Below are 12972 nucleotides of genomic sequence, written 5' to 3' on the forward strand. Positions count from 1 at the left end.
GGCGGGTCGCTTGGCGATCCGCCGGCTTTTCTTTTGGCGCTCGCGCGCCACGCTGCATATTTCCATAAATCGGATCCGATTTAAGGATAAAACATGCAGTCAATCGAAATGCTGCAGGACCTTGGCGCGGCTTAAAAGCCCGCGCTACTCTGCAGAAACTGTCTCTCCAGGGGCGCCGGAGGCGCCTGAATTAAGGGGAGACCGTCCAGCGAACCGGATGGGCCGGTATCGCGGATCAACCGATGGCCCGTCATGGGGCAGGATTGCAGGATGCTTCGGCGCCTGCTTGCCGAGGCGCTTCCATGCGGGGTGCGCACAGGCGGCGAGCGGCCGGTCTTATTCAGAAGCCTCCCGTTGTCTTGCCCGTGATGCGCCACCAAGCGGCATCGAGATCGCCCGCGCCGCACCGGCCGCGGACGTTCTCCCGCACACGAAGGACAGAACATGTTCGAGACCCACAAGGTAGAAATCGAATGGGCTGGGCGTCCGCTCAAGCTCGAAACCGGCAAGATCGCACGCCAGGCTGACGGTGCAGTTCTTGCCACCTACGGCGAAACCGTCGTGCTCGCCACCGTGGTTTCGGCCAAGGCGCCGAAGCCCGGCCAGGATTTCTTTCCCCTGACCGTCAACTACCAGGAAAAGACCTATGCCGCCGGCAAGATCCCCGGCGGTTACTTCAAGCGCGAAGGCCGTCCGACCGAGAACGAGACGCTCGTCTCACGCCTGATCGACCGTCCGATCCGCCCGCTTTTCCCCGAAGGCTACAAGAACGACACGCAGGTCATCATCACGGTCATGCAGCATGACCTGGAGAACAACCCGGACGTCGTCGCGATGGTCGCCGCCTCCGCTGCGCTGACGCTTTCCGGCGTTCCCTTCATGGGGCCGGTCGGCGGCGCACGCGTCGGTTACATCAATGGCGATTACGTCCTGAATCCGCATCTCGACGAGATGGACGAATCCACCCTCGACCTCATCGTCGCCGGCACCCAGGATGCCGTGCTGATGGTCGAGTCGGAAGCGAAGGAACTGCCCGAGGACATCATGCTCGGCGCCGTCATGTTCGGCCATAAGGGTTTCCAGCCGGTGATCGACGCGATCATCAAGCTCGCCGAAGTCGCCGCCAAGGAACCGCGCGAATTCGAGCCGGAAGACCATTCCGCCCTGGAAAATGCCATGCTCGAAATTGCCGAGGACGAGCTGCGCAACGCCTACAAAATCACCGAGAAGGCTGCACGCTATGCGGCCGTCGATGCCGTCAAGGCAAAGGTCAAGGAACACTTCCTGCCGGAAGGCGTCGAGATTCCCGGCCATACCGCGGAAGAGATCGCCGCGGTGTTCAAGCACCTGCAGGCCAAGATCGTCCGCTGGAACATCCTCGACACGCAGAGCCGCATCGACGGCCGCGATCTCGTCACTGTCCGTCCGATCGTCGCCGAAGTCGGCCTTCTGCCGCGCACCCACGGCTCCGCCCTCTTCACCCGCGGCGAAACGCAGGCGATCGTCGTCGCCACGCTCGGTACCGGCGAAGACGAGCAGTATGTCGATTCCTTGACGGGCATGTACAAGGAAAACTTCATGCTGCATTACAACTTCCCGCCCTTCTCGGTCGGCGAAACGGGCCGCCTCGGTTCGCCGGGCCGCCGTGAGATCGGCCACGGCAAGCTCGCTTGGCGCGCCATCCACCCGATGCTGCCGACGGCGGAGCAGTTCCCCTACACGCTGCGTGTCGTGTCCGAGATCACCGAGTCGAACGGCTCGTCCTCGATGGCGACCGTCTGCGGCACCTCGCTGGCGCTGATGGATGCCGGCGTGCCGCTCGCAAAGCCCGTTGCCGGCATCGCCATGGGCCTGATCAAGGAAGACGAGCGCTTCGCCGTCCTCTCGGACATTCTGGGCGACGAGGATCATCTCGGCGACATGGACTTCAAGGTCGCGGGCACCGAATTCGGCGTCACCTCGCTGCAGATGGACATCAAGATCGCCGGCATCACCGAAGAGATCATGAAGGTCGCGCTTGATCAGGCCAAGGCCGGGCGCGTTCACATTCTCGGCGAAATGGCCAATGCGATCTCCGAAAGCCGCGGCCAGCTCGGCGAATTCGCGCCGCGCATCGAGGTCATGAATATCCCGGTCGACAAGATCCGCGAAGTCATCGGCTCCGGCGGCAAGGTCATCCGCGAGATCGTCGAGAAGACCGGCGCCAAGATCAATATCGACGACGACGGCACGGTCAAGATCGCCTCCGCCTCCTCGAAGGAGATCGAGGCCGCCCGCAAGTGGATCCACTCGATCGTCGCCGAGCCGGAAGTCGGCCAAATCTACGAGGGCACGGTTGTCAAGACCGCCGACTTCGGCGCCTTCGTCAATTTCTTCGGCGCCCGCGACGGCCTCGTCCACATCTCGCAGCTCGCCTCCGAGCGTGTCGCCAAGACGACCGACGTCGTCAAGGAAGGCGACAAGGTCTGGGTCAAGCTGATGGGCTTCGACGAGCGCGGCAAAGTCCGTCTCTCGATGAAGGTCGTCGACCAGGCGACCGGCAAGGAGATCGTCGCCGAAAAGGCCGAGAAGAAGGACGGCGGCGAAGCGGCCGAATAAGCCGGCTTCGGCCAAAGCATTCGAGTGTGGCTCCGTGCGCAAGCGCGGAGCCACGCTTCGTTTTGCCAAACAAGGCCCCTCCCAACCCCTCCCCACAAGGGGGAGGGGCTCACATGCGTCGCCCCGCCCCCTGCGATCTGCACCCCCGTGCGTTCGTGGACAGGAAAGCGGCGCGGCCGATGAGCCCCTCTCCCTTGCGGTGAGGGGTTGGTGAGGGGTTCCAGAGACGTTCGGCAAGGTCTTATCCCCTGTCCTGTTGAAATTGAACGGAATCCACCCCATGAGCCGCGATACCCTGAGAACCCTCTTTCACCCCTTCGATAGCGGCGTCATCGATCCGCCGGGGGAGGGCGAGCGCGTGCTCTTCCTGGGTGCCGAGGTTGGCTACAGGCTTCCCGAAGGCTTTGCCGCGTCTATCATCGCCGTGCAGCCGCTGAAGCCCCTCTATCGCTCTCTCGAGGCCGCGCGCGCCGAGGTGGCGCCCGTCGCCGCGGGCGAGGGTTACGACGTGGCGCTGGTGCTCTGCGGCAAGCACAAGGGCGAGAACGAGCACCGGATCGCCGAGGCGCTGAAGCGCACTCGCCCCGGCGCACTCGTCGTGGTTGCCGGCAGCAAGGAAGATGGCATACAGCCCTTGCGCAAGAAGATCGGGAAGTTCGGCTGGGATGGCGATTCCATGCCGAAATACCATGGCGTCGCCTTCTGGTTCACGCGGCCCGAGGACGTCTCAGAGGCGGTCTCCAAGCTCGCTAAGGTGCCCGTGCGCGTCGATGGCCTTTTCGAGGCCGCGCCCGGCATGTTTTCGCATGACCGCGTCGATGCCGGCTCGGAACTGCTCGCAACGCGCTTGCCGCGTGATTTCACCGGACATGCGGCGGATTTCGGCGCCGGTTGGGGCTATCTTTCGGTGAAGCTCGCTGAGGCCTCGCCGGGTCTCAAGGGTATCGACCTCTTCGAAGCGGATTACGAGGCGCTGGAGGCCGCGCGGGCCAACATGACGGCGAACGCGCCGTCGACGCCGGCGCGCTTCTATTGGCACGATCTGACGGCCGAGGAGACGCGCGACAAATACGACCTGATCGTCATGAACCCGCCCTTCCACGAGGGTCATGCGGCGGAACCGGCGCTCGGCGCGGCCATGATCAAGGCCGCGGCCAAGTCATTGAAGCAGGGGGGGCGCCTGCTGCTCGTCGCTAATCGCGGCTTGCCCTACGAGCAGGTTCTGTCGGAAAATTTCAGGGAAAGCGGCGAAACCTGCCGCAATGCACGCTTCAAGGTGCTCTGGGCGAAGCGCTGAGTTCGAGGCGCCGCGCTACCCAGCCCCACAAGGCTCTAGGCCGCGCCGCCCAATTCAAATCTCAATGGCCCCGAAAAGTCGGATCTCGCGAAGATGGCGTCGGCTCACGGCGGGCAAGCCCCTCCCCATGTGGGGAGGGGGTGATTCCGCGCGTTACTCCGCGTCGGCGATCCGGAGGGTATCGAGCGTCGGCATCGAGGTGATGTTGTAGCCCGAATCCACGTAATGGATCTCGCCGGTCACGCCCCGGGAGAGATCCGAGAGGAGGTAGAGCGCCGAGCTGCCGACGTCATCGATGGTGACTGTACGGCGCAGCGGCGAGTTCTTCTGCTGCCAGGAAAGCATGGCGCGCGCGTCGGAGATGCCCGCGCCGGCAAGCGTGCGGATCGGCCCGGCAGAGATTGCGTTGACGCGGATGCCGCGGCGGCCGTAATCGGCGGCGAGATAGCGTACCGACGCCTCGAGTGCGGCCTTGGCGACACCCATCACATTATAGTTCGGCATGACCCGCATCGAGCCGCCATAGGTGAGCGTCAGCATGGTGCCGCCGTCGCTCATCAGGTCGGCGGCGCGCCTGGCGATCTCGGTGAAGGAGAAGCAGGAGATCACCATGGTGCGGCTGAAGTTCTCCCGCGTCGTATCCGCATAGAGCCCCTTGAGCTCATTCTTGTCGGAGAAGCCGATGGCATGCACGATGAAGTCGAGCTTGCCCCAGCGCTCCTTGATTGCGGCGATGACGGCGTCGACCGAGGCGAGGTCCTCGACGTCGCAGGGCAGCAGGAAGTCGGAGTTGAGTTCCGCCGCCAGCGGTTTCACGCGTTTGCCGAGCGCCTCGCCCTGATAGGTGAAGGCCAGTTCCGCGCCTTGCGCTGCCAGCGTTTTTGCAATTCCCCAGGCAATAGAATGGTTGTTGGCCACACCCATGATGAGGCCGCGCTTTCCGTTCATCAGTCCGTTCATGCTGTTATCCGTTGTAGCGCTGGAACACGAGCGTTGCGTTCGTGCCGCCGAAGCCGAAGGAGTTCGAAAGAACCGTGTCGATCTTGGCATTGTCGATCCGCTCGCGCACGATCGGCACACCTTCGAATTCCGGGTCCAGTTCGCTGATATGCGCGCTTTCGCCGATGAAGCCGGCCTGCATCATCAGGAGACCGTAGATCGATTCCTGTACGCCAGCCGCACCGAGCGAGTGGCCGGTGAGCGATTTGGTCGACTGGATATGCGGCATCCTGTCGCCGAATACCTCGCGGATGGCGCCGATTTCCTTCTGATCGCCGACCGGCGTCGACGTACCATGGGTGTTGATGTAATCGACATCGCCCTTCACGGTCGCAAGTGCCTGTCGCATGCAGCGCACGGCGCCTTCACCGGAGGGCGCGACCATGTCGTAGCCGTCGGAGGTCGCGCCGTAGCCGACGAGTTCGGCATAGATCTTGGCGCCGCGCGCCTTTGCGCGTTCCAGCTCCTCGAGCACCACCACCCCGGCCCCGCCGGCAATGACGAAACCGTCGCGGTTGGCGTCATAGGCGCGCGAGGCGCTTGCCGGCGTGTCGTTGAAGTTTGAGGACATGGCGCCCATCGCGTCGAAGAGGTTGGACATGGTCCAGTCGAGGTCTTCATGGCCGCCGGCGAACATCACGTCCTGCTTGCCCCACTGGATCATCTCCGCCGCATTGCCGATGCAATGCGCCGAGGTCGAGCAAGCCGACGAGATCGAGTAATTGACGCCATGGATCTGGAACCAGGTCGCAAGCGTCGCGGAAGCTGTCGAGGACATTGCCTTTGGCACGGCGAAGGGGCCGATGCGCTTGGGGCTGTTATTTTTGCGGGTGATCTCGGCCGCTTCGACGATAGTGCGCGTCGAGGCGCCGCCCGAGCCCATGATGATGCCGGTGCGCACATTGGTGATGTCGGCGGCTTCCAGGCGGGAATCCGCGATCGCCTGCTTCATAGCCACATGGTTCCAGGCGCCGGCCTGCGACAGGAAGCGCATGGCGCGCCGGTCGACGAGGTCGGCCGGATCGAGCGTCGGCCGCCCCCAGACCTGGCATTTGAAGCCGTGTTCGGCGAAATCCGGAGAAAAAGTGATGCCCGACTTCGCCTCGCGGAGCGAGGCGGTGACTTCGTCTGCATTGTTACCGATCGAGGAAACGATGCCGAGGCCCGTTACAACAACCCGTCTCATACTTGATGACCTTTTCTTCGATTGGATCCGTGCGGGTGAGGGTCCGCAGTTCAGTCGGCCTTTTCCTGGAAAAGGCCGACCCTGAGGTCGGTAGCCTTGTAGATCACTTCGCCGTCGGCCTTCATCCAGCCATCGGCGATGCCGAGCACCAGCCGGCCGCGCATCACGCGCTTGAAGTCGATGCCGTATTCGACCAGCTTGGTCTTCGGCGTCACCATGCCGGTGAACTTCACCTCACCGGTGGAGATGGCGCGACCCTTGCCGGGCTCGCCGAGCCAGCCGAGAAAGAAGCCGGTCAATTGCCACATGGCGTCGAGGCCGAGGCAGCCCGGCATGACGGGATCGCCCATGAAGTGGCAGGGGAAGAACCAGAGATCCGGCGTGATGTCGAATTCGGCACGCACATAGCCCTTGTCGTGCGGACCGCCGGTCTCCGAAATATCGGTGATGCGGTTGAACATCAGCATCGGCGGCAGCGGCAGCTGTGCATTGCCGGGGCCAAACATTTCGCCTCGGCCGCAGGTCAGAATTTCTTCATAGCTGAAGCTGGATTGTCTGGTGGTCATGAAAGGTTGTTTCCCCGCGTGTCTCAAGTGTTGTTCGCCTGCTTTAGAGCAAGCGCCGTCTGAATAGAAGCGCAGCCCGTCGGTGACTGCAGTTTGTCACGTTCTTCCAAGTAGAGCGACATGGCGGTTTGGAAACCCGCTTTGGCATTGTCCTCCATTTCGCTCGCCATGGCGATATCGTTCCGCCGTCGCTTACAGTATGAATGTGGCCACGGCCAGAGTTAAATGCCGGCCTTCCCCCGCTTTAGCCCAATTTTCAGGCTTTTGCGCGCCTCTTTGGGCCCGGAATCTATTGAAAGCATCGGCGCCAGAAGCTATATCGCAAGCTGATAATCCATGGTCCTTCAGCAGGAATATCGGAACGGCTGCCGTATGACGAAAGCAATGGAGATCTCTTCGCAGGAGAGGCTGCGCAGTTCGGGGTTGCGTCCGACGCGCCAGCGCGTGGCGCTTGCCGATATCATCTTCGCCAAGGGCGACCGCCACCTGACGGTGGAGGAACTGCATGAGGAGGCGGTTGCCGCCGGCGTCCCGGTATCGCTCGCGACCGTCTACAACACCCTGCACCAGTTCACCGAGGCGGGCATGATCCGCGTTCTCGCCGTCGAGAGTGCGAAGACCTATTTCGACACCAATGTCTCGGATCACCACCATTTCTTCGTCGAGGGCGAGAACGAGGTCCTCGACATTCCGGTGAGCAATATTCAGATCGACAATCTTCCCGAGGCACCGGAAGGCATGGAAATCTCCCATGTCGATGTGGTGATCCGCCTGCGCCGCAAGTCCGAGTGCTGAGCGCCTGATACCAACCGGCACCGATATTGACCGATTGCGCCGGCCCTTCGGGTGGTCCGTCTGTCGGCCGCCGGCCGCGTCGCAATCCTCAACCGATGCATGAGCATCGCTCTGCGGTGTGCTCCTCGCCGGACACCCGCAGTCGGTCCCACGCAATCGGTCAATATCGGTGCAGGTTGGTATGACCTCTCACATCACCTCATCCGGGTCGCGTCCCGGCCCCGCCTTGCCGGTCGGCAGCGTCCAGCCGTATCGAAGCGCCCCGCCGCGCACGGCAAAGGCCGAAGCCACGCCGAGAGCCGAGCTTGCTGCGAGCGGCAGACCGGCGATCGTCGCCAGCACGAAGCCGCCGGCACCGACGAGCGCCGCGGTGACGTAGATCTCCGGCCGGAGCAGCACCGAAGGCTCACCGGCGAGGAGATCGCGCAGCATCCCGCCGAAGGTTGCCGTCAGCATGCCGGTCACGAGCGCGACGATCGGCGAACCGGTGGCCGCCAGCCCCTTTGCCGCGCCCATGACGCAATAGGCCGAAAGGCCGATCGCATCGAGCCAGACGAGCATCCGGTAGCGCGACTCGATACGGTGAGCTCCGAAGAAGACGAGAAGGCCGACCACGGCGCAGACGACGAGATAGGCGGGGTTGACCGCCCAGAACACGGGGGTGGCGCCAAGGACGACGTCGCGCATCGTACCGCCGCCGATGCCGGTCACCGAAGCGAGGAAGATATAGCCTATGATGTCGAGTTGCTTGCGCGAAGCCGACAGTGCGCCGGTCGCCGCAAAGACCGCGACTCCGGCATAATCGAGAATTTCGAGGATCGGCATCGGGGCTCCGTGCGTTTGTGGGTGAACTGCAGGCTGGCGCAGCTCGCCCCCTCCCGTCAATGCTGCCTTCAACCCGAGTCCGGCAGGACCGTCGGCGTGCGGCCGGTCAAATAGTAGCCGATCAGGCCGATCCATTCGCGCGCCGCGGTGGTCGTCAATTGGGCATTGAGCGAGGGCTGGGTGAAATCGAAGCCGAACCGAACCCTGCCGTTGGTGCGATAGTCCGTAGGCCAGGGCGTGACGTCGACGCCGAGCCTGCGGAACAGGCCAACCGAACGGGGCATGTGGAAGGCGGAGGTGACGAGCGCGCAGTTCTCGAGCCCATGCACGGCGAGCAGGTCCTTCGTGTTCGCCGCATTCTCGAAGGTCGTGCGCGATTCTTCCTCGCGAATCAGGCGTTCCGGCCGGATGCCTGAGGAAGCGAAGAAGGTCCCCGACGCCCGGGCGTCGCCCGCATAGGCGCCGCTGAACGAGCCGTCGCCGCCGGACACCAAAATACGCGCCGCGGGATAGGTCCTCGCGAGCCTGACGGTCTCGACGAAGCGATCTCCAGCCTGATTGAACTCCACGCCGCCCCGCCCCGCCATCACCTCGTTCTCGAAGGCCCCGCCAAGCACGATGATGCAGGAGAGTTCCTGCGGCGGCGAGGGCCGAGGAAACCGGTCTTCCAGGATCTGTAATGAATAGGAGCCCGTGCTCGTGTAAAGGCTCAAGAACAGCACGAGAAGCCCGAGTGCGCCGAAGGCGCCGCCGGTCCGCCGAAGGCGGGCAAAGGTCAGCAGCAAGCCGAGAAGCAAGCTGAAGAAGGCGAGGGAGAGCGGCTGAGCGACGAGCCAGAAGATTTTGGAGGCGAGAAACATTGGGCTGTTTTTCGGGGCGGATGGTTAAAATTCCGGAAAATCACCGGAGAACGAATTTCGATCCGGCGTGCAGTAACCTTGGTGTCTGCCCAATGCGGCCTGCGTGACGTAAAATGGCGGTGGTACAACAGGGAGGAAAACCGATGAAACGAGTTTGCGCATTTTCGACATGTCTCGTTCTGCTGGGCGTCACGGCTGCGGTTGCTCAAGACGATCCGCTGCCGCAGGGTTTCGAGACCCGGCCGCTGATCAAGACGGGTGTAAGCCGGGATGACGACCCGATTGTCTACCCGACCGGAACGCCCGAGGTGATCTCCGTTATCGGTACGCTTGCAAAAGACGGACGGACCGCCCTGCACGAACATCCCGTGCCCGTCTACGTCTATGTCATGGAAGGTGAGGTGGAATTGAGAACGGAAGGCAAGGAGCCGCATCGTTACAAGGCGGGGGAGGCGTTCATCGAAACGCAGAACCGCAAGCACCAGGCCTTCAACGTGTCCGACATGCCAAGCAAGATCCTCGTGGTCTTCATCGGCGCACAAGGGAAGCCGACAACGGTTGCGACAGAGTGATGGCATGCCGCTCGGGTGCAGATTGGTATAAGGAGCCTCGGGGGGAGAGAATTTGGTGGAGCTAAGCGGGATCGAACCGCTGACCTCTTGCATGCCATGCAAGCGCTCTCCCAGCTGAGCTATAGCCCCATCGAAGGGTCCGGCTGTGCCGGTCCGGGAAGATCGTCGGGCCATCGTGCCCGGCGAGTGGCGGCTTATTACTTCTGCTTTGTGCGGATGGCAAGCCGAAAATTGAAGGCCGGTGCGATTTTCTTTTTCTCCCGGCTTTGAGCCCCGACCGCGGGCTGTTGCGGCGGGCGGGGCGGTTTCGTACGTCTTTTAGGGCGCTTAGCGCTGGAGGTGCGGGCGGCTGACCGACCGCATGCTGAAGCGGGATCAGACGTCTTCGTCGTCGTCGGAAACGCCGATGATGTCGCTCATGTCGTCATCGTCGTCTTCGTCGTCGGTCTGGAGGAAGGTGTCGTCGTCATCGTCGCCGTCGATCTCGACGTCGTCATCACCGAGGTCCGGCAGGTCATCGCCGCCTGCGGCTTCGTCTTCGGCATCCTCGAGCGAAACGAGTTCGACTTCGGTGTTCTCTGCATCGACTTCGGTGACCTCTTCCTCTTCCTCCTTCTCGAGCACCTTGGCGACGGAGCTTTCCTCGAAGAAGGACAGCGGATAGGACTTGCCCGTATAGGGGGAGACGATCGGATCACGGTTCAGATCGTAGAATTTGCGCCCCGTTTCCGGGTCAATACGCTTTGTTCCAAGTTCCGGTTTTGCCACTGTCAAAGCCTCTTGAATGGCCGGCGAGCCGGCGCGTGCCGGTAATCCCGGCTGGTGGAAAGGTATCAAGCTTATGGTTGATTAGCCGGTCCCCTTAATCGTCTTGGCCGCCTCTGTCAAAGACAAACTTCCGCTGTCGCGTCGCCGCAATTTCTTCTCCTCGAGAGGATGACCCTTTTTCAGCTTTGTGTTACGGAGCGCGCCAGACGAAGCGGCTCCACCTGCTGCCACAACAGCAGGCGCTTGCGGCCGCCGCCACGCCGGATTGTCAGAGGAAAAGCACCATGTCCCACGGCCAGAGCCCACGGCCCGCCACCGCCCGCAAGTCTTCCGATCTTAAAGGTACGGTGCGCATCCCCGGCGACAAGTCGATCTCGCACCGCTCCTTCATGTTCGGCGGCCTTGCCTCGGGCGAGACGCGCATCACCGGCCTGCTCGAAGGCGAAGACGTGATCAACACCGGAAAGGCCATGCAGGCCATGGGCGCGAAGATCCGCAAGGCGGGCGATACCTGGATCATCGACGGTGTCGGAAACGGCGCGCTGCTCGCGCCGGAAGCGCCGCTCGATTTCGGCAATGCCGGCACCGGCTGCCGCCTGACCATGGGCCTGGTCGGCGTCTACGACTTCGATTCCACCTTCATCGGCGACGCCTCGCTTACGAAGCGGCCGATGGGCCGCGTGCTCGATCCGCTGCGTAAGATGGGCGTGCAGGTGCAGTCGGCCGAGGGCGACCGCCTGCCGGTGACGTTGCACGGGCCGAAGACGCCGAACCCGATCACCTATCGAGTGCCGATGGCTTCCGCCCAGGTGAAGTCCGCCGTGCTGCTCGCCGGCCTCAATACGCCCGGCATCACGACGGTCATCGAGCCGGTGATGACGCGCGACCATACGGAAAAGATGCTACAGGGCTTCGGCGCCAATCTCTCGGTCGAAACCGATGCGACGGGCGTGCGTACCATCCGCCTCGAGGGCCGCGGCAGGCTGACCGGCCAGGTGATCGACGTGCCGGGCGACCCGTCCTCGACCGCCTTCCCGCTTGTCGCCGCACTCATCGTCCCGGGTTCCGACGTCACCATTTTCAACGTCTTGATGAACCCGACCCGCACCGGCCTCATCCTGACGCTGCAGGAAATGGGCGCCGACATCGAGGTGATGAACAAGCGCCTTGCCGGCGGCGAGGACGTCGCGGATCTGCGCGTGCGCCATTCAGAATTGAAGGGCGTCACCGTGCCGGAAGAGCGCGCACCGTCGATGATCGACGAATATCCGGTGCTCGCCGTCGCCGCCGCGTTTGCCGAGGGTGCCACGGTGATGAACGGGCTCGACGAGCTGCGCGTCAAGGAATCGGACCGCCTTTCCGCCGTCGCCGATGGTCTGAAGCTCAACGGTGTCGACTGCGACGAGGGCGAAGCCTCGCTCGTCGTGCGGGGGCGCCCCGATGGCAAGGGCCTCGGCAACGCCTCGGGTGAAAAGGTGAAAACCCATCTCGACCACCGCATCGCCATGAGCTTCCTCGTCATGGGGCTCGCCTCCGAGCATCCGGTGACGGTCGACGACGCCACGATGATCGCCACCAGCTTCCCGGAATTCATGGATCTGATGACCGGGCTTGGCGCGAAGATCGAGCAGGCCGAAACAAAGGCCGCGTGATGACTCTCGTAATCGCCATCGACGGGCCCGCAGCAGCCGGCAAGGGAACGCTCTCGCGCCGCATCGCCGATGAATATGGCTTCCATCATCTCGATACCGGGCTCACCTATCGTGCCACGGCCAAGGCGCTTCTCGATGCCGGGCTGCCGCTCGACGACGAGAGGGTGGCGGAGAAGACGGCGCGAGAGGTGGAGCTTGCCGGCCTGGATCGCTCCGTGCTCTCGGCCCATTCGATCGGCGAGGCAGCCTCGAAGATCGCCGTCATGCCGGCCGTGCGCCGGGCGCTGGTCGAGGCGCAGCGCGCCTTTTCGCGGAAGGAGCCGGGGACGGTGCTCGACGGGCGCGACATCGGCACGGTCGTCTGCCCCGATGCGGCGGTGAAGCTCTATGTGACCGCCTCGCCCGAAGTCCGGGCAAAGCGGCGCTACGACGAGATCGTCGCCGGCGGCGGGAGTGCCGACTATGCGGCCATCTTCGAGGACGTGAAGAAGCGCGACGAGCGCGACATGGGCCGGGCCGACAGCCCGCTCAGGCCTGCCGAGGACGCACACTTGCTTGACACGTCTGAAATGAGTATAGAGGCGGCATTCCAGGCGGCGAAGACGCTGATCGACGCGGCCTTGAAAGAGAAGATTTGAGGAAAGGCCTTGTCCTCGGCCCTGGCCGGACAGCCTTCCTGCATGGCCCCGGAAACTGTGCAGCGGTTTTCGGGACGGATCATGCGAAATCAAAGAATCTGGAGCGTGATGACAATTCGACAGAATGGTCAGCGCGTTCCGAAGAAGCCTGAAATTCCGTCCAAGCGCCGGAATGCCCCGTTAATTGGAGGGGCGGACTGGGTTCAGGCCGTTCAA

General features: G+C 63.2%; 13 protein-coding genes and 1 tRNA gene. 6 read left to right on the forward strand and 8 right to left on the reverse strand.

Annotated elements, in window-relative coordinates; all coding sequences use genetic code 11:
• The first annotated feature begins 444 nt into the window (after nucleotides 1–444).
• Entirely contained in the window at nucleotides 445–2598 is a 2154-nt protein-coding gene (pnp, locus tag SJ05684_RS17125; protein ID WP_034853490.1) for a polyribonucleotide nucleotidyltransferase, read from the forward strand.
• 280 nt (nucleotides 2599–2878) lie between these two features.
• Complete coding sequence (locus SJ05684_RS17130; RefSeq protein ID WP_034853492.1) at nucleotides 2879–3895, forward strand: class I SAM-dependent methyltransferase; 1017 nt, start codon at nucleotides 2879–2881, stop codon at nucleotides 3893–3895.
• Between the two features lie 153 nt (nucleotides 3896–4048).
• On the opposite strand, the gene fabI is transcribed toward SJ05684_RS17130, so the two are convergent.
• The 4 genes from fabI to SJ05684_RS29710 are packed head-to-tail and all read right to left on the reverse strand — an operon-like array spanning nucleotide 4049 to nucleotide 6816.
• A complete protein-coding gene (gene fabI, locus SJ05684_RS17135; RefSeq protein WP_034853494.1) occupies nucleotides 4049–4855 on the reverse strand; it encodes an enoyl-ACP reductase FabI in 807 nt (268 codons plus the stop codon).
• A 4-nt stretch (nucleotides 4856–4859) separates the two neighbouring features.
• Nucleotides 4860–6080, reverse strand: a complete 1221-nt coding sequence (gene fabB, locus SJ05684_RS17140; protein ID WP_034853495.1) for a beta-ketoacyl-ACP synthase I — start codon at nucleotides 6078–6080, stop codon at nucleotides 4860–4862.
• A gap of 50 nt (nucleotides 6081–6130) precedes the next feature.
• Nucleotides 6131–6646, reverse strand: coding sequence for a 3-hydroxyacyl-[acyl-carrier-protein] dehydratase FabA (gene fabA / locus SJ05684_RS17145; RefSeq protein ID WP_034853496.1), 516 nt, complete (start codon nucleotides 6644–6646; stop codon nucleotides 6131–6133).
• A gap of 23 nt (nucleotides 6647–6669) precedes the next feature.
• Nucleotides 6670–6816, reverse strand: coding sequence for a hypothetical protein (locus tag SJ05684_RS29710; protein ID WP_157211968.1), 147 nt, complete (start codon nucleotides 6814–6816; stop codon nucleotides 6670–6672).
• A 202-nt stretch (nucleotides 6817–7018) separates the two neighbouring features.
• Here SJ05684_RS29710 and irrA point away from each other — a divergent pair, with 202 nt between their 5' ends.
• Nucleotides 7019–7441, forward strand: coding sequence for an iron response transcriptional regulator IrrA (gene irrA / locus SJ05684_RS17150; RefSeq protein WP_034853507.1), 423 nt, complete (start codon nucleotides 7019–7021; stop codon nucleotides 7439–7441).
• A gap of 189 nt (nucleotides 7442–7630) precedes the next feature.
• On the opposite strand, the gene SJ05684_RS17155 is transcribed toward irrA, so the two are convergent.
• Together SJ05684_RS17155 and SJ05684_RS17160 are read right to left on the reverse strand one after the other, a co-directional pair.
• Nucleotides 7631–8266, reverse strand: coding sequence for a trimeric intracellular cation channel family protein (locus SJ05684_RS17155; RefSeq protein ID WP_034853497.1), 636 nt, complete (start codon nucleotides 8264–8266; stop codon nucleotides 7631–7633).
• Nucleotides 8267–8334: 68 nt separating this feature from the next.
• Complete coding sequence (locus SJ05684_RS17160; protein ID WP_034853498.1) at nucleotides 8335–9126, reverse strand: YdcF family protein; 792 nt, start codon at nucleotides 9124–9126, stop codon at nucleotides 8335–8337.
• Between the two features lie 143 nt (nucleotides 9127–9269).
• On the opposite strand from SJ05684_RS17160, the gene SJ05684_RS17165 reads away from it, so the two are divergent.
• Nucleotides 9270–9698 carry a cupin domain-containing protein gene (locus SJ05684_RS17165; RefSeq protein ID WP_050979959.1) on the forward strand — a complete coding sequence of 143 codons (429 nt, stop codon included), beginning with the start codon at nucleotides 9270–9272 and terminating at the stop codon, nucleotides 9696–9698.
• A 53-nt stretch (nucleotides 9699–9751) separates the two neighbouring features.
• Here SJ05684_RS17165 and SJ05684_RS17170 read toward each other — a convergent pair.
• Both SJ05684_RS17170 and SJ05684_RS17175 read right to left on the reverse strand, forming a co-directional pair.
• Nucleotides 9752–9827: transfer RNA gene (locus SJ05684_RS17170), tRNA-Ala, on the reverse strand.
• 246 nt (nucleotides 9828–10073) lie between these two features.
• Nucleotides 10074–10466: a TIGR02300 family protein gene (locus SJ05684_RS17175; protein ID WP_034853504.1), complete on the reverse strand. Its 393-nt coding sequence runs from the start codon at nucleotides 10464–10466 to the stop codon at nucleotides 10074–10076.
• 284 nt (nucleotides 10467–10750) lie between these two features.
• On the opposite strand from SJ05684_RS17175, the gene aroA reads away from it, so the two are divergent.
• Together aroA and cmk are read left to right on the forward strand one after the other, a co-directional pair.
• Nucleotides 10751–12118, forward strand: coding sequence for a 3-phosphoshikimate 1-carboxyvinyltransferase (gene aroA / locus SJ05684_RS17180; RefSeq protein ID WP_034853513.1), 1368 nt, complete (start codon nucleotides 10751–10753; stop codon nucleotides 12116–12118).
• Nucleotides 12118–12756, forward strand: coding sequence for a (d)CMP kinase (cmk, locus tag SJ05684_RS17185; RefSeq protein ID WP_034853515.1), 639 nt, complete (start codon nucleotides 12118–12120; stop codon nucleotides 12754–12756). Before aroA ends, cmk begins: the two co-directional genes overlap by 1 nt.
• Nucleotides 12757–12972: the final 216 nt, after the last annotated feature.

It is taken from the genome of Sinorhizobium sojae CCBAU 05684, assembly GCF_002288525.1.
GTDB classification, from domain to species: Bacteria; Pseudomonadota; Alphaproteobacteria; order Rhizobiales; family Rhizobiaceae; genus Sinorhizobium; species Sinorhizobium sojae.

Coding starts and splice junctions, on each gene's coding strand:
- SJ05684_RS29710 (WP_157211968.1), bottom strand. CDS start 6,816: ATGGCGAGCGAAATGGAGGACAATGCCAAAGCGGGTTTCCAAACCGCC.
- SJ05684_RS17155 (WP_034853497.1), bottom strand. CDS start 8,266: ATGCCGATCCTCGAAATTCTCGATTATGCCGGAGTCGCGGTCTTTGCG.
- pnp (WP_034853490.1), top strand. CDS start 445: ATGTTCGAGACCCACAAGGTAGAAATCGAATGGGCTGGGCGTCCGCTC.
- SJ05684_RS17165 (WP_050979959.1), top strand. CDS start 9,270: ATGAAACGAGTTTGCGCATTTTCGACATGTCTCGTTCTGCTGGGCGTC.
- SJ05684_RS17130 (WP_034853492.1), top strand. CDS start 2,879: ATGAGCCGCGATACCCTGAGAACCCTCTTTCACCCCTTCGATAGCGGC.
- aroA (WP_034853513.1), top strand. CDS start 10,751: ATGTCCCACGGCCAGAGCCCACGGCCCGCCACCGCCCGCAAGTCTTCC.
- fabB (WP_034853495.1), bottom strand. CDS start 6,080: ATGAGACGGGTTGTTGTAACGGGCCTCGGCATCGTTTCCTCGATCGGT.
- fabI (WP_034853494.1), bottom strand. CDS start 4,855: ATGAACGGACTGATGAACGGAAAGCGCGGCCTCATCATGGGTGTGGCC.
- irrA (WP_034853507.1), top strand. CDS start 7,019: ATGACGAAAGCAATGGAGATCTCTTCGCAGGAGAGGCTGCGCAGTTCG.
- cmk (WP_034853515.1), top strand. CDS start 12,118: ATGACTCTCGTAATCGCCATCGACGGGCCCGCAGCAGCCGGCAAGGGA.
- fabA (WP_034853496.1), bottom strand. CDS start 6,646: ATGACCACCAGACAATCCAGCTTCAGCTATGAAGAAATTCTGACCTGC.
- SJ05684_RS17160 (WP_034853498.1), bottom strand. CDS start 9,126: ATGTTTCTCGCCTCCAAAATCTTCTGGCTCGTCGCTCAGCCGCTCTCC.